This window comes from Blautia hansenii (assembly GCF_013304445.1).
In the GTDB taxonomy this organism is placed as follows: Bacteria; Bacillota; Clostridia; order Lachnospirales; family Lachnospiraceae; genus Blautia.
This window is the reverse complement of sequence record NZ_JAAITA010000018.1, coordinates 25054-40903: the sequence shown is the minus strand read 5'-3', so window position 1 is coordinate 40903 and position 15850 is coordinate 25054. Positions and strand designations below refer to the sequence as shown.

The following is a 15850-nucleotide window of genomic DNA, read 5'->3' as shown; positions in this document are numbered from 1 at the left end:
TTACTCCTCCTTTACGCCGCCATATCTGCGTTCTCTGTGATTGTACTTGTCAATGGCTCTTTCAAATTCCTGTTTATTGAAATCCGGCCACGGCACATCGGTAAAATAAAACTCCGTATAAGCCAGCTGCCACATCAGGAAGTTAGAAAGCCGTTCCTCTCCGCTGGTGCGGATTAAAAGGTCCGGATCCGGCAGTCCCCTGGTATCCAGATAGGAAGAAATGGTTTCCTCTGTAATCTCTTCCGGCTGCAGATTTCCTTTCTGCACTTCTTCTGCCATGTGCTGCATGGCTCTTTTCATTTCATCCCGGCTTCCGTAGTTTAAGGCAATCTGAAAGTGAAGTTCATCATACTGGCTGGAATATTCTTCTAATTCCTGTATTTTCTTCTGCAAATCTTCATCAAAGGCCCTGGGGTCTCCGATAACCCTTACCCGCATTTTATTTTCCGCAGAAATCTTAATACATTTCTTCATATAATTGCGGAACAGCTTCATCAGTCCGTCTACCTCTTCCCTGGAGCGTTTCCAGTTTTCCGTGGAAAAGGCATACACAGTGAGATACTTTACTCCCAGTTCCTTGGCTATGCTGCAGATTTTTTCCAGATTTTCACAACCCTTAATATGCCCGTATGTTCTCGGCATTCCTTTTGCTTTTGCCCAGCGTCCGTTGCCGTCTAAAATGATGGCTACATGATTGGGAACTTTCATATTTTTTCCTCCTACGCATAAAAGAGGCACAATACCGCAAGCTGTATGTGCCCCTTCCCACTGTTTTATACAGTCAAAATTTCTTTGGATTTTTCATCTACTGCTTTATCAATTTCTTTTACAAACTTATCTGTAACCTTCTGAATTTTTTCTTCCAGTTCTTTGATTTCATCTTCAGATATGTCCTGCTTTGCCAATTTCTTAAATGCGTCATTGGCGTCTCTGCGGACATTGCGGACAGCTACTTTTGCAGCTTCGCCTTTTTTCTTGACATCTTTTACCAGTTCTTTTCTTCTCTCTTCTGTCAGTTCCGGCAATACCAGACGAATAATTTTACCATCGCTGTTTGGATTTAATCCCAAATCAGATGCCATAATGGCTTTGCTAATTTCTTTAATCAGAGACGCTTCCCATGGCTGAATCTGAATCATGCGAGCTTCCGGAACCGTAATGTTTGCCACCTGCTGAAGCGGTGTAGGTGTTCCGTAATAATCTACGGTCAGCTTATCCAGAATATGCGGATTTGCACGTCCCGCACGGATCGTTGCCAGTTCCTTTGTCAGACCGTCTAAAGTCTTTGTCATCTTGCTTTCATATACCTGTATTCTCTCATCTGCCATTTTAAAATCCTCCTAATCTTTTCTGTCTGCCTGTGCAGCCTTTATACCAGAACCTTCGTTCCTGTAAATTTGCCGTGTGCGGTATTGACAATGCTGTTTTCTTCATTTAAGCCAAATACCAGCATAGGCATTTTGTTTTCCATACATAAAATGGATGCTGTCATATCCACAACTGCCAGTTTTTTGTCAATGACTTCCTGAATACTGACTTCATCGTATTTCTTTGCGTCCGGATTTGTCTTGGGGTCGCTGTCGTATACCCCGTCTACTGCCTTTGCCAGGAAGATAGTCTCTGCCTCAATCTCAATGGCACGAAGTACAGTAGCTGTATCTGTGGAAAAATAAGGATGACCGGTTCCGCCTGCCATGAAAACAACCATGCCTCTTTCAAAATATTTATTTGCGCGGTCTTTGGAAAACAGTTTTGTGAAAGAACCGCACTCAAAAGGTGTCAGCACACTGGTCTTCATGCCTGCCGCTCTGAAAATTTCTGAAACATAAATGCAGTTCATCACAGTAGCCAGCATACCAATCTGGTCTGCTTTTGTCCGGTCCATGTTTTCACTGGTACGTCCTCTCCAGAAGTTTCCTCCTCCGATGACAATACCTACCTGAATCCCTTCTTCTACCAGTACCTTTACCTGCTTTGCAACTTCCATAACCGTTGCTTCGTCAAATCCGGTTTTCTTCGGGCCGGCCAGCGCTTCACCGCTTAATTTCAGTAATATTCTCTTCATTCTTTAAGCTCCTTTATCTCTTGATTCTCCCGTCACGGCACAAAGCGCCGCTTTGCTTTAAGTATACCCATAAAGTCTCATGATTTCAAGAAATTTTTCCAAAACTGCGAAAAAAGAATACTGCAGGAAACAGCTGTCCGAAACATTCATACATTTTCATCCATGTATCTCTATTTCGCAGCCGGGTTTCCCACAGCATTTTTAAGCAAAAACTCTCTTTACAAACTCTTGAACAAACTCCAGTATCCCTGGATAAAGATATAAAATACCACCAGAGGAAGTACAAAAGTCAGATACACTCTCAGTTTTTTAGGGAAAGATATCCCCTCACCTGTATTGGCCTCCTTCAGGAAGTTATCCCAGCCCCAGCCATAGCGGCTGACACAGAACAGCAGATAGACCAAAGAGCCCAGAGGCAGCATATTGTTGCTGACTAAGAAGTCCTCAAAATCCATAATCTGCTTGCCCAGAATCGTAAAATCACTCCAGACAGTCATGCCGAAAATACAAGGCAGAGACAATACGAACACAGCCACCCCATTTACCACCACGGCCTTTTTCAAACTCCAGTTCCACAAATCCTGTGCAAAGGAAATCAGGTTCTGGAACACTGCAATAATGGTAGACAGCGCCGCAAAAGTCATAAACAGGAAAAACAACGCACCCCAGAGTCTTCCGCCGGGCATCTCATTAAACACATTGGGCAGTGTAACAAAGACCAGCCCCGGTCCTTCTCCCGGATTGATGCCGAAAGCAAAACATGCGGGGAAAATAATCATGCCTGCAATCAGGGCCACAGTAGTGTCCAGAATCAGAATGTTGACAGCCTCTCCTGTCAGCTTTCTTTCCTTCCCTATGTAACTTCCAAAAATTCCCAGTGCACCAATGCCCAGACTGAGGGTAAAAAACGCCTGCCCCATAGCAGCAAAGACAGCTTCTGAAATCCCGTTTTCCATCAATTTGCCAAAATCCGGCACCAGATAGAATTTCAATCCTTCTGCCGCCCCCGGCAAAAGACAGGAATTCACTGCCAAAACTCCCATTAAAAGCAGCAGTACAACCATCATAATCTTATTGATTCTCTCCACACCGCTCTGCAGTCCCATAGAACAAACCAGAAAACTAAGGATCACAACCAGGAACATCCAGAAAATCATGGTCGGCGCATCTGCCCGCAGAGAATCAAAGGCCTGGCTGACCCCTTTCGTGTCCAGTCCCTGAAATTCACCTTTTGCCATTTTAAAGAAATAAGCCAGCATCCAGCCGCCGATGGTGGTATAAAACATCATCAGCAAATAATTTCCCGCCATACCGAAATAGCGGTAAATATGCCATTTGCTTCCCTTCTTCTCCAATACGTTAAAGGAGGTGGCAATGCTTCTCTGACTTGCACGTCCCACGGCAAACTCCATAACCATAATGGGCAGACCCAGCACCAGCAGGAAAAACAGATAAATCAGCACAAAGGCCGCGCCGCCGTACTTTCCCGTGATATACGGAAACCGCCATACATTCCCCAGTCCAATGGCACATCCTGCAGAAATCAGGATAAAACCAAGACGGGAGGAAAATTTTTCTCTTTCTTTTTCCATTTTCATTACCTTTCATTACCTCTTCTTTGTTTCTTGCTCCCGTTAAAGCGTTGATGTTAAACGACTTTAAAGAGACAATTCCGGGTAATTATATCATGTTCCTGAAAGAATCTCAACTTCTATTTGCTTTCAATGCTGCCTACATTTTTAATGAGGACAGAAATGGTACCGTCTGCATTGGTGATAAATTCAATCCGGTCTTTGTTGTTATACTCCTCCATGGGAATTTTTAACTCAATTCCCGTATCCGTCATCAAATGCTGCTTGGTAAACTTTTTAGTGGTGGCGGGATTTTGAGGTTCCACAGTAGCCTCTGTGAGATTATATTTCTCCAGCTTTTCCTGCACCTCTTCTTTCATCTGGGGATGCTCCTTGAAAATTTTGTCAATAACCACCGGAACTTCAAAACCGCCCTGCTGCGCAAATTCTTCATTTAAAATGCTTTTGGTTTCCATCTGCACCTCAAACTGCTCAGACTCATTAAAATATTTTTTCTGAACCTGTGTCACCGCTTTGCTGACAATGGCCAACTTACTTTTTGAAGACAGGGAACCTTTGCATTTCAAAAACATTTTAGAAAAATAATTGGTTTTCACTCCGTTTACATCGTATTTCTTTTCCACCAGCCGCACATACCGGGGTGCCATCAAATCAATCAGTGCAGCCTCCGAAAGCTTCTGGGTTTCTCCTGGCAAAATGGCTTTCTGCATAATAATGTCATTGTTATTTCCCCAGGGGTCTGCATTGGTCAGATGGGTATACGAAGTTTTGTAATTCATCTTTAAAAGCGCCAGATACCGGTGTTTCTCCACACTGTACTCCACCACCAGCAAATCCGCTGCCGGAATGTCGATATTCTGGTTCATCAGCGTGTATAACTCCCCTGCTATTTTCTGGGAAATCTCCAAAAATTTCTCCGGGTTCCATTCCTCTAACAATTGAAACACCGATGCCTCTTCCTCAAAGGTACCGTTTTTCACATCATCACTGGTATCAATTCTGAAAATATGGGCTTTCAAAAAATCTGCAAAATCCGAACTACAGTCCAGAAGCGTATCGGACAATACCGGAACTCCCAACGCGGAATCCATAATATGTACCACGGCCTGTTCAATTCGAATCTCTTCTTTCGCTGCTAACATGTTTTCTCTCCTTACTGCTGTTTTTCTGTCGGTTCTTTACAGTTCTCTTCCATTCATCATGCCCTGGCAGGCCACAATCACAAGTGCCGATATCACAAAATTCATTGCCAGAGTTATAACAGAAACCACAATCATAGCGGTCTGTAAATCCTGGAAAAAGAAATAGCACAACACGCCAATCACAGTAGCCGGTACTGCGCAGGCCACAATCAGCAGCATACGCAGAAGATTTTCCAGCATTACGTTGCTCCTGGCCTTTAACATACGCACAGACAGCACGGTTCCCGCTATAAAAATCATGCCGTATCCCAAAAGCATAATCAGATACTGCAAAATGGAAAGAAAATCCATACGGTTAAAGATTCCTGCAAATATCACCGAAACACTGACAATCACCGCCACCTTAATGTAAGCAGGCAAAATGGCATATACCAGTTTTGACAAAGGTTTTTCCGGAATCAGATAAATCTGATAATTTTTCAAATCTCCCAGAAGTTCTGCGTCATTGAGCAGATTAAACAGCCACAAAAGCATCATATAGCAAAACATATAAAAACGCCCCTGAGGCATTACGACATAGCTGATAGCAAAGTAAATCACCAATATGAGCATATCCTGTTTTCGCAGGAAATTTCCCGTTTTCCGCATAATCAGCAGGTTTTTAAAGAATACCGCCCTGGCACCCTCCGGGAAGTCTCCCTTCACTCGTTTGATTTTCCGGTCTGAACTTTGGGCCATGCCGCCGTTTGCCTTGACTCTCCGGACATACTCACTGACTGCTTCGGCATCTGCCACGGCCTGCTCGGCAATGTCTTTTTGAAACCTTAAAAAGAATACCACCATGAGGACATCCGCTGCAAGCAAAAGCCCTGTTCCCAACAGCACCGGCAAATACTCTCTCTCCAAAAAAGCATTCAAAGCCCATTTGGCCCAGCCAAAAAAGGGCACATAACAAAATTCCCGGCTCAGTACAAAATCCAGAAGTCCTGCTTTCATATCATAACCGGTCCGATGGGCAGAAACCCAAAAGACAGCTGCGGTCAAAACGCAGAATACAGCTGCCACAATATAATTCCATTTTCTGTGCTTTCTGTCCACCAAAGACCACATATAAATGTAATCCGCTAAAAGCAGAAAGAAAAACAGCACCAGCCACAAAACTAACAGGGTAATCAGAAAGTACGGAACCGAAAAATACCCGTCTATGGAAAACATAGCCATGACAAAGCAGCCTAAAAGCCCATACAAAAGCCCCTGAAGCATGCTCTGACCCATAATGTAAAAATTTATCTGCGCCCTGGTGTAAGGACCTGCAAAAAGGTAATGCGCATCGGTATCATATACTAAGGCCTTTCTGCTGTTTAACATCACAGTCAGCATGAAAAGCGCTGCCATTCCAATTCCTGACATCAAGGCCAGATTGGCGTTCATGCCCATACTTTCCGGTTTATAGGTACTGGAACTGACAAATACCATAACCACCATAGCGCCGTAAAGAAGCACCATAAAAATCGTCACCAGACCGGAGGTGATACTGCGGAACTGATTTCTCACTGTGCCTTTTAACTTAGAAAATGTCAAATAGAATAAAGAACTCATGCTTTTTCCTCCGCGGTTGTCTCAAAGAATATCTGCTTCAGAGTTTCACTGCCTTCCTCTCCTCTGTGGATTTCCCGGACGATTTCCCCCTGCTGCATAATGTAGGCGCAGTCCCAGATTTCGTTCACCACATCAATAATATGAGTACTGATGAGAATAGACGTTCCCGCCTCTTTCAGTCTCACAAAAAGCTGCAGAACAGCTTCAATACTTGCCGGATCCAGTCCCACCATGGGTTCGTCCACCAGCAGAGCTTTGGGCTGTATAAGAAGCGCCAGAAGCATGCTCAGCTTCTGCCTCATACCCTTACTCAGTTCTTTTGCCAGCTTCTTTCTCTGTTTTGTCAAATCAAAAAGTTCCAGATACTCTTCTGCTGTTTTCCCGTAATTCTGCAAACGGTAAGATTTTCCAATAAAGTGAATGGTTTCATCCACTGTCAGCAAGTCGTAAAGCACAGGCACCTCCGGTACATAGCCAAAACTTTTTTTTGCCTCCAGACTGCTGTTCGGATAGCCGCAGATATTAATCTCCCCCTGATAATTCAGCAGATTTACGATACTTTTAATCGTAGTGGATTTCCCCGCTCCGTTTGGCCCCAGCAAAATGGTAATTTTCCCCTCTTTTGCGCAGAAACTTACGTCCTTTACTGCGGGACTTTCCAAAAGACTGTAGTGTTTTGTCAGATTTTTCACTTCTATCATAAAGTGCCTCCTCCTTCTCCTGTTTTTTCGCAATTTTCCTGAAAATTCTCAGTATTTTCTTAATTTTGATAAATTATAGCATAAAAGTGTAGGGAGGTAAAGAAAATCACTGTCTGTTTTCGCCGGAATCCGGTATTTCATCTTGATAACTAAACTTTCCTTATGTTATACTGTCTCTGGATTAACATTCCCGTTATATGAAAACATATATAAATGGAGGTTCTTTATGCCAAAGAGAAACGATATACACAAAATTCTTATTATTGGTTCCGGTCCTATTATCATCGGACAGGCCTGTGAATTTGACTATTCCGGCACCCAGGCCTGTAAAGCATTAAAAAGCCTGGGTTACGAAATTGTTCTGGTGAATTCCAACCCTGCTACCATTATGACAGACCCTTCCACAGCAGATGTCACTTACATCGAACCTTTAAATGTAGACCGTCTAACAGAAATCATTGAAAAAGAACGACCAGACGCCCTTCTTCCGAACCTGGGCGGACAGTCCGGTCTGAATCTCTGCGAAGAACTTTACCACGCAGGTGTTCTGACCAAGTATAACGTAGAAGTTATCGGTGTTCAGGTGGACGCTATCAGCCGCGGAGAAGACCGTATTGAATTCAAGAAAGCCATGGACGAACTGGGTGTTGAAATGGCCAGAAGCGCTCCTGCTTATTCTGTAGAAGAAGCCGTAAAAATTGCGAAAGATTTGGGCTATCCCTGTGTTATCCGTCCTGCTTATACCATGGGCGGTACCGGCGGCGGTCTTGTTTACAATGAAGAAGAATTAAAGAAAGTTGCCGCAAGAGGCATTGCTGCTTCCATGATTAACCAGGTTCTCGTAGAGGAATCCATCTTAGGCTGGGAAGAACTGGAAGTGGAAGTTGTGCGTGATGCCAAAGGAAATAAGGTATCCGTATGCTTTATCGAAAACATTGACCCGGTAGGCGTTCACACAGGTGACTCCTTCTGTTCCGCACCGATGCTGACCATTTCTCAGGACTTGCAGGATCGTCTGGAAAAACAGGCACATGCCATCGTAGAATCCGTAGGCGTTATCGGCGGTACAAACGTACAGTTCGCCCATGACCCGGTATCAGACCGTGTGGTAATTATTGAAATTAACCCAAGAACTTCCCGTTCTTCCGCACTTGCAAGTAAGGCAACCGGATTCCCGATTGCGTATGTATCCGCCCTTCTTGCTGCCGGACTGACACTGGATGAAATTCCTTACTGGAAAGAGGGAACTCTGGACAAATACAAACCAACCGGTGACTATGTGGTTATAAAATTTGCTCGTTGGGCTTTTGAGAAATTCAAAGGTTCTCAGGACAAATTAGGTACACAGATGAAAGCCGTAGGCGAAGTTATGTCTATCGGTAAAAACTATAAAGAAGCTCTTCAGAAAGCTATCCGCTCTCTGGAAAGAGGCTGCTACGGTATGGGTTTTGTGAAAAATCTGCATGAACTGACTTTAGATGAATTATATCTGAAACTCACTGAGGCAACCAGCGAAAGACAGTTCATTTTATATGAAGCAATTCGCAAAGGAGCATCTTTGGAAAAACTTCATGAAATGACTTATATTAAAATGTGGTTCTTAGAGCAAATGAAAGAACTGGTTGATGAAGAAGAAAAGATTCTCTCTTACAAAGGCCAGGAACTTCCTGACGAATTGCTGATTCAGGCAAAGAAAGACGGATTCTCTGATAAATATCTGGCACAGCTTCTGGAAACAGATGAATGGGAATTATGCAAACGCAGAGAAGCCCTTGGTATGGAAGAACGCTGGGACGCAGTACCGGTAAGCGGTGTAAAAGATCCTACTGCTTATTACTACTCTACCTACAACGGAGAAGACAAAGCGCCTGTTTCTAACGGAAGAAAAATCATGGTATTAGGCGGCGGTCCTAACCGTATCGGACAGGGTATCGAATTCGACTACTGCTGTGTACACGCTGCCTTCACACTGAGAGAGCTGGGCTTTGAAACCATCATGGTAAACTGTAACCCGGAAACGGTTTCCACAGACTATGATACTTCTGATAAACTGTATTTCGAGCCTCTGACTGTAGAAGACGTTATGTCTATTTACAACAAAGAAAAACCTCTTGGTATTATCGTACAGTTCGGCGGCCAGACACCTCTGAACATTGCAGCAGAACTGGAAAAACGCGGTGCACACATTCTGGGTACTTCTCCTGCTGTCATTGATATGGCAGAAGACCGTGACCTCTTTAATGAAATGATGCACAAGTTAGAGATTCCTATGCCGGAATCCGGTATGGCTGTAAACGTAGAGGAAGCCCTGGAAATCGCACACCGCATTGGTTATCCGATGATGGTTCGTCCTTCGTATGTGTTAGGCGGACGTGGTATGGAAGTCGTATACGATGACAACATGTTAAGAAACTACATGGCTGCTGCCATTGACGTCACACCGGAACGCCCGATTCTCATGGATAAATTCCTTCAGAATGCCCTGGAGTGTGAAACGGATGCCATTTCTGACGGAACACATGCCTTCGTTCCTACGGTTATGCAGCACATTGAGCAGGCCGGTATTCACTCCGGAGACTCTGCCTGTGTGATTCCTTCTGTAGAAATTTCAGAAGAAAACAAGGCTTTAATCCGCAAATATACCACTGCCATTGCATGCGAAATGGGAGTGGTAGGTCTGATGAACATGCAGTATGCCATCTGTGAAGGCAAGGTATACGTTCTGGAAGCCAACCCAAGAGCTTCCCGTACCGTTCCGCTGGTATCCAAAGTTTGCAACGTCAACATGGCAAACATTGCCACAAAGCTGATGACCTACGAGCTGACCGGAGAACGTCCTGACGTTACTGCTTTCACAGAAAAAGCACATCCGTACTACGGAGTAAAAGAAGCGGTATTCCCGTTTAATATGTTCCCGGAAGTTGACCCTCTTCTGGGACCGGAAATGCGTTCTACAGGTGAAGTGCTTGGGCTGAGCGAATCCTTTGGCATGGCTTACTATAAAGCACAGGAAGCTGCCGGAGCAAAACTGCCTCTGGGCGGAACAGCTTTAGTCAGCGTAAACAAAAATGACCGTGCAGGCGCTTTAGAAGTAGCAAAACAGTTCCGCGAACTGGGCTTCCATATTGTTTCCACAGAAGGCTGTGCAAAATACTTTATGGAAAATGGTCTGGAATGTGAAATGCTGAAAAAACTTCAGGAAGGACGTCCAAACATCTATGACGCTATGGTAAACGGTAAAATTGACTTAATTGTCAACACACCAGCCGGAAAACAGAGCAAGTATGATGACTCTTACCTGCGTAAAACCGCTATTAACAAAAAGATTCCTTACATCACTACGATTTCCGCTGCTCTTGCAAGCGCAAAAGGAATCAAAGCAGTGCTTACCAAAGAAACTGCTACCTTGAAATCTCTGCAGGAATACCACAAATCACTGGATTAATTTCTGTAAGAATATCAGATTTAAGCAAAAGGGGAGCTGCCGTATTCTTTACGGCAGCCCCTCTATTTTTAAGGAGTAACTCATGTCAGCAAAATATTCAAAAAACTTTATTCTTCTTTTTATCACTGCTGTTATCTGGGGCGTGGCTTTTGTGGCCCAGAGCGCAGGAATGGACTATGTAGGGCCATACACGTTCAACGCGGTCCGCTGTCTTTTAGGTGGAATTGTACTGATTCCCTGTGTCTTTTTTCTGACCCGATCTGCAAAAAAAGAGCAGAAAAAAGACGGTGCAGCCTCAAAAATGCCGGTTATGGACCGTCCGAAAGATTTGCTCATCGGAGGACTTATCTGCGGCTTTATGATGTTTGTATCCACCACCTTACAGCAGGTGGGAATTGCCTACACAACTGTGGCAAAAGCAGGTTTCATCACTGCTCTTTACATTATTATTGTACCCATTCTGGGGATTTTTCTGAAAAGAAAAGCAGGTCTGAAAATCTGGATAAGCGTTGTCATTGCTCTGGTTGGTCTGTATCTGCTCTGTATGAAAGGCAGTCTTTCTCTGAGTAAGGGAGATTTCCTGATTCTCATCTGTTCCATCTGCTTTGCCATTCACATTATGGTGGTGGATCATTTTACAGAGAAGGTCAGCGGAACCAAGCTGTCCTGCATCCAGTTCCTGTTTGCAGGCGCTCTGTCCTCGGTTCTTATGTTTCTCTTTGAGGAGCCGCACTGGGCTGATATCGGGGCAGCCTGGCTGCCCATCTGCTATGCGGGTATTCTCTCCTGCGGTGTGGCCTACACCTTTCAGATTATCGGTCAGCGCGGTACAGACCCGACCATTGCCTCTCTGATACTCAGCCTGGAATCGGTAGTTTCCGTTCTGGCGGGATGGATATTGCTTGGAGAGACACTAAGCCCAAGAGAAATCCTGGGATGTGTACTGATGTTTGGAGCCATTATACTGGCACAGATTAATCCGAAAAAACAAGGATAAGTACAGAGAAGACTGCCGTATTTCAACACATACGGCAGCCTTCTATTCTCTGGTTTCCATTCACTGTTTTCTATTTTCCTGCTACAATCAGATAACGGTGAATCGTTCCTTCTATCTCCCCTTTTTCCTCAATAATATTCTGCATTTTCCATAATGCTTTGAAGCATTTATCCACGGAAAAACCGGGAAATTCCCATTCAATAATGCGGGCAAACCACACAAATGCACCCACATCGTAAAACTTGATTGGACGATACGCTTCTTCTGCACGAAGAATATGAAATCCGGCCTCTTCAAACACTTTTCTCTGCTCTTTCAGATTCAAATGAGGAAAAGGAGGTTCGCTTCCGGGAAGAACCATCTCCACTAAATCTCTGTCATTTTCCCCTCCAACCTGTTGGGTAATAAAGATTCCGTCCTGCTTCAAAAGACGATATAATTCCTTTGCATTAAAATCCCCATGTCGATTCAAAATAATGTCAAAAGTTTCACTGTCATAGGGAATCGCAGAAGGATTGGCACACTCTTTGATTAGCAAATTAAGGGAAAATCGTATGGAAGATTACTCCATGGAAAGCAGCACGGGCCTCACCGGAGAACCGTCTATCCCTTCCCATTTCAGAGGCTGTGCTGCAAGAAAATAGTTTCCCGGCAATACTTCGCGCAGCACAAGCCCTTCCAGTATAACAACCTCTGCCGAAAGCAGAATTTTGTGTACTACAGGCTGAGTATCTCCTTTCCCCACAGTCTGGCTTTCCACACCAATCAGATCCGTTTTTGCCTCTGCCAATACGCTGGCTGCCTCAGGGGTCAGCAGAATATCCCCTTTTAAAAGCAACTTTCCCGTCCCGTCTTCCAATAGCTTTTTCATACATTCTTCCGTGATTTCTCCGGAGACTTCAGCTACCTTACAAGCTCCCATACACTTGGCAAGAGGAATGGTATCCACCCCGCCTTTGTCCGGGCAAAAATGCTTCGGCGCGTCCAAATGTGTGCCGTTATGACTGCCCATAGTAATCACGGTAAGATTGCAGACATCTCCTTTTTTGATTTCCAGAAAAGGAGTTTTACAAGGCACCGGGTCACCGGGATAAGCCGGTGTAGAAAACAATTCTTTTCCTATATCATATATCTGAAACGCATCTTTCATGCTCTTTAAACCTCCAATATCCGTCCTAGTTCCTCTACTGTTTCTGCAATTTCCAGGGCGCCTTCCTGCTGCAATTCCTTCCGGTTTCCATATCCGTAAGTGACACCAATACAGGAAAGCCCGGCCTCTCTTGCCCCGCAGACATCATAGAACCGATCCCCAATCATCACAGCTTCTTCTCTTGTGTTTTCCAGTCCCAATTCCCCTAAAACCGCTTCAATTACCTGTGCTTTTGTCATCTTCGGACGTGCAATATCACTGCCTTGCATAACCTGAAAATATCCGTCCAGATGAAAATGTTCCAGTACAATTTTCACCATGGAATCCGGTTTTGAAGACGCCACGGCCAGCAGATATCCCTTCGCCTGCAGCTTTCCCAATAATTCTGCAATTCCTTCATACGGCCTGTTTTCAAAGATTCCGGTCACCGTATACCGTTCCCGGTAATACTTCACCGCCTCTTTGGCCTCTTCCTCTGAAAACCCTGCATAGACCATAAACTGGCTCAAAAGCGGCGGTCCTACAAAGACCTCCAGCGCTTCCAAATGCTCTCCCAGTGCTCCTTTTCCCATTTTCTGCAGGGCATATTGTACGGATTTTGTAATTCCTTCTCCTGAAGCTGTCAGGGTTCCATCTAAATCAAATAATAACGCCTTGTATCTCATCATGTTTTCCTTTTCCTATTTTAATGTTCTTATCAGTCCCAAAACCTTTTCTTCTGTCAGTCCTGTATACAGTTTCCCATCTATTTTCATATTAGGAGAAGTTCGGCATTGTTTCATACAGTTCTGAGTTGTCAGGTGCACTTTTTTATCTGCTGAAAGTCCGTCTTTGGCAATTTTTAATTCCTTTTTCACGGTTTCTAAAAGCACCATACTGTTTTTATTTTGGCAGCGTTCTCCCGTGCAGAGAACCAGTTCATGGCTGTAATTTGCTTCTTTCAAATCAGGAATCCTTTTCATAATACAGCTAAATATTACACGCTTTACTCCCAGTTTTTCAGCCGCCATTTCCTGTGCATCTACCGGAATATATCCCTCCACTTCCTGTATTTCCCGCAGCATGGACACAATATTTTCCTGTTCTGCCGCATTACGCTGTGATGCATAATACTCTATAATTTCTCGGATTTCATTTTCATTCTTCACTTCTGCAAACCCTCCTTTTCTTTGATAAATACCATTTCCGAGGCAGTGGAATGAACCGGTTCATATCGGTATCCCAACCCTTGGAATTCTTTGACTTTTTCTACTTCTTCTATCTGGTTTTCCGACAGCCAGCGCACCATTTCGCCTCTGGCTATCTTCGCCTGTGTTCCTTTTACTTTTACTCTTCCTTCTGCCCATTCTCCGAAAATACAGGTAATATACCGGACGTCTTCTCTCACATAAGGTGCTACTGTTTTGCTGTATTCCTTGGATGCCAGATTTAAAATTATCCGTTCTTCCTTTACCAGTTCCCGGTAAATATCTTCTTCCCAAAAATCATACAAATCCCGCTTTTTCCGTGAATTTGAAACCGTTTCCAGTCTTGTCTGCATTTCCAACCGATAGGGAATCACTCCGTCCATAGGTCTTAAAATCCCGTAAAGCCCAGATAAAATCCGCAGGTTCTTTTGTGCATATTCCCACTGGTTTTCTGTAAATACAGAAGGTGCCATATACTGATATTGAATCCCTTCATAAGCCAGTACCGCAGGAGTCAGTCTGGAAGAAAAATTTTGATTTTGCAGTCTGTACCAATTCTGCCGGGCAATTTTCTCATTACATTTCCACAGTTTCTGCAGCGTTTGAAAATCCTTTTCTTTCAGAGTATTCCATAAACATTCTGCCTTTTTTAGATACACCGGCTCTGTAAACTCTACGGGTTCATCTGTCCGAATATTCATCTTCTTTGCCGGAGAAATGATAATCTTCATCTTTTGCAAAACCTCCTGTATATTTGTAAACTGCACATCGTACCATCATTATACCACGTCCCATTTTCAAATCCAACGCTTTTCTGCCCTTGCACCTATTCCTGGATTCTGCTATTCTGAAAGAGAAATAAAATATACCAAAATACCGTTTTTAGAAAGGGGAATTTTTATGATACAGGCTGTCATTTTTGACATGGACGGTGTTTTATTTGACACGGAACAGGTTATGAAAGAAGGATGGCTAAAAGCCGGAAAGGAACTGAATTTTCAACTTACGGAAAAACATCTTGGACAAATGCGGGGCGGTTCCAGCGAACAAAATGCAGCGCTTTTTCAGAAATGGTTTGAAGGAAAAATTGATTACCACCGGGCCAGGAGTATACGTTCCCAATACTTATCCGATTACATAGAAAAGCATTCTGTCCCCGAAAAGAAGGGACTACAGGAAATTGTGACTTATCTGACACAGGAACAGATTCCGTGGGCAGTAGCCACCTCCACCCCCAGAAAGCGTGCCTCTCACTACTGGGAGCTGGCCGATATTGCAAAATTTATGACCGCCTCCGTCTGCGGTGATGAGGTACAGCACAGCAAGCCCAACCCGGAAATTTTTCTGGAAGCTGCCCAAAAACTGCGTATACCGCCTCAAAACTGCCTTATTGTAGAGGACAGCATAAACGGATTGAAAGCGGGCAAAGCTGCAAATGGAGTGACCTGCATGGTGCCTGATTTGACTCCTTACACAGCTGCTTTAGAACCTTTCTGCGATTATGTATGCAAAGATTTGACACAGGTTATTGCTCTAATCTCCTCTCAGAAATTTATAAAATTTTGACAACTACCTCTCTTGCGAATCCGGCAGACTCTAATATGTTAGCCAAACGCCCTTTTATCCGGCAAATGTAAGCGTGCCGGACAAAAGGACGTTTCCCTGTCTGTTATTTATTTTTTTTCGCCAGTTCCATAATCTCGTTATATTTGCTCATAATATACCCGTAATTTTTCCTCTTATGAGGCAGAAGACAGGCGCTGCAATCCTTTATGCCATTGTCCGTATATTTGAAGTTTCCGCCGCATTTACTGCCAAGGGCGTACAGCGGGCAATAGCAGAACAGACAGTTAAAATTTTCCAAATCTTTTGTTTCATGGCAAGGAAAATACTCACAGTTTTTGTGAGCAAAAAAAGAATATTCCTTTCCCTCCCAGTATGGTTTTTCCTGTTTTTTTTCTTCACTCATGGT

At 43.9% G+C, this 15850-nt stretch carries 16 protein-coding genes; 3 read left to right on the top strand and 13 right to left on the bottom strand.

Going from position 1 to position 15850, the window contains the following annotated elements:
* The 7 genes from G5A70_RS12110 to G5A70_RS12080 all read right to left on the bottom strand — a co-directional run bounded on the left by G5A70_RS12110 (position 1) and on the right by G5A70_RS12080 (position 7099).
* Positions 1-708 (bottom strand): isoprenyl transferase, encoded by a 708-nt coding sequence (locus tag G5A70_RS12110; RefSeq protein WP_173749894.1) that lies wholly within the window; start codon positions 706-708, stop codon positions 1-3.
* A 65-nt stretch (positions 709-773) separates the two neighbouring features.
* Positions 774-1328, bottom strand: a complete 555-nt coding sequence (frr, locus tag G5A70_RS12105) for a ribosome recycling factor (protein ID WP_173749893.1) — start codon at positions 1326-1328, stop codon at positions 774-776.
* A gap of 41 nt (positions 1329-1369) precedes the next feature.
* Positions 1370-2065, bottom strand: coding sequence for a UMP kinase (gene pyrH / locus G5A70_RS12100; RefSeq protein ID WP_173749892.1), 696 nt, complete (start codon positions 2063-2065; stop codon positions 1370-1372).
* A 218-nt stretch (positions 2066-2283) separates the two neighbouring features.
* Positions 2284-3657, bottom strand: a complete 1374-nt coding sequence (locus G5A70_RS12095) for a sodium-dependent transporter (RefSeq protein ID WP_173749891.1) — start codon at positions 3655-3657, stop codon at positions 2284-2286.
* A gap of 119 nt (positions 3658-3776) precedes the next feature.
* Positions 3777-4799, bottom strand: a complete 1023-nt coding sequence (locus G5A70_RS12090; RefSeq protein WP_173749890.1) for a nucleoid-associated protein — start codon at positions 4797-4799, stop codon at positions 3777-3779.
* Positions 4800-4835: 36 nt separating this feature from the next.
* Positions 4836-6398 (bottom strand): putative ABC exporter domain-containing protein, encoded by a 1563-nt coding sequence (locus tag G5A70_RS12085; RefSeq protein WP_173749889.1) that lies wholly within the window; start codon positions 6396-6398, stop codon positions 4836-4838.
* The gene (locus tag G5A70_RS12080; RefSeq protein WP_173749888.1) at positions 6395-7099 is read right to left on the bottom strand and encodes an ABC transporter ATP-binding protein; all 705 of its coding nucleotides are present in this window, start codon (positions 7097-7099) and stop codon (positions 6395-6397) included. Before G5A70_RS12080 ends, G5A70_RS12085 begins: the two co-directional genes overlap by 4 nt.
* A 226-nt stretch (positions 7100-7325) precedes the next feature.
* Between G5A70_RS12080 and carB the strand changes: the two genes are divergently transcribed.
* Positions 7326-10544, top strand: coding sequence for a carbamoyl-phosphate synthase large subunit (carB, locus tag G5A70_RS12075; protein WP_173749887.1), 3219 nt, complete (start codon positions 7326-7328; stop codon positions 10542-10544).
* Between the two features lie 82 nt (positions 10545-10626).
* The gene (locus G5A70_RS12070; protein ID WP_173749886.1) at positions 10627-11541 is read left to right on the top strand and encodes a DMT family transporter; all 915 of its coding nucleotides are present in this window, start codon (positions 10627-10629) and stop codon (positions 11539-11541) included.
* Between the two features lie 70 nt (positions 11542-11611).
* Here the strand turns inward: G5A70_RS12070 and G5A70_RS12065 are convergent, their stop codons facing one another.
* The 5 genes from G5A70_RS12065 to yaaA are packed head-to-tail and all read right to left on the bottom strand — an operon-like array spanning position 11612 to position 14609.
* Positions 11612-12079: a class I SAM-dependent methyltransferase gene (locus G5A70_RS12065; RefSeq protein ID WP_226853691.1), complete on the bottom strand. Its 468-nt coding sequence runs from the start codon at positions 12077-12079 to the stop codon at positions 11612-11614.
* A 24-nt stretch (positions 12080-12103) separates the two neighbouring features.
* On the bottom strand, positions 12104-12691 hold the full coding sequence (locus G5A70_RS12060) for a cyclase family protein (protein ID WP_173749885.1): 588 nt from the start codon (positions 12689-12691) through the stop codon (positions 12104-12106).
* 5 nt (positions 12692-12696) lie between these two features.
* The gene (locus tag G5A70_RS12055) at positions 12697-13359 is read right to left on the bottom strand and encodes an HAD hydrolase-like protein (protein WP_308781667.1); all 663 of its coding nucleotides are present in this window, start codon (positions 13357-13359) and stop codon (positions 12697-12699) included.
* A gap of 12 nt (positions 13360-13371) precedes the next feature.
* Complete coding sequence (locus tag G5A70_RS12050; RefSeq protein ID WP_173749884.1) at positions 13372-13839, bottom strand: NAD(P)H-dependent oxidoreductase subunit E; 468 nt, start codon at positions 13837-13839, stop codon at positions 13372-13374.
* On the bottom strand, positions 13836-14609 hold the full coding sequence (yaaA, locus tag G5A70_RS12045; protein WP_173749883.1) for a peroxide stress protein YaaA: 774 nt from the start codon (positions 14607-14609) through the stop codon (positions 13836-13838). The genes G5A70_RS12050 and yaaA overlap by 4 nt, the downstream gene beginning before the upstream one ends.
* Before the next feature lie 169 nt (positions 14610-14778).
* On the opposite strand from yaaA, the gene G5A70_RS12040 reads away from it, so the two are divergent.
* Positions 14779-15444: an HAD family hydrolase gene (locus G5A70_RS12040; protein WP_173749882.1), complete on the top strand. Its 666-nt coding sequence runs from the start codon at positions 14779-14781 to the stop codon at positions 15442-15444.
* A gap of 103 nt (positions 15445-15547) precedes the next feature.
* Here G5A70_RS12040 and G5A70_RS12035 read toward each other — a convergent pair whose 3' ends face one another.
* On the bottom strand, positions 15548-15847 hold the full coding sequence (locus G5A70_RS12035) for a cysteine-rich small domain-containing protein (protein ID WP_173749881.1): 300 nt from the start codon (positions 15845-15847) through the stop codon (positions 15548-15550).
* Between the last annotated feature and the right edge of the window lie 3 nt (positions 15848-15850).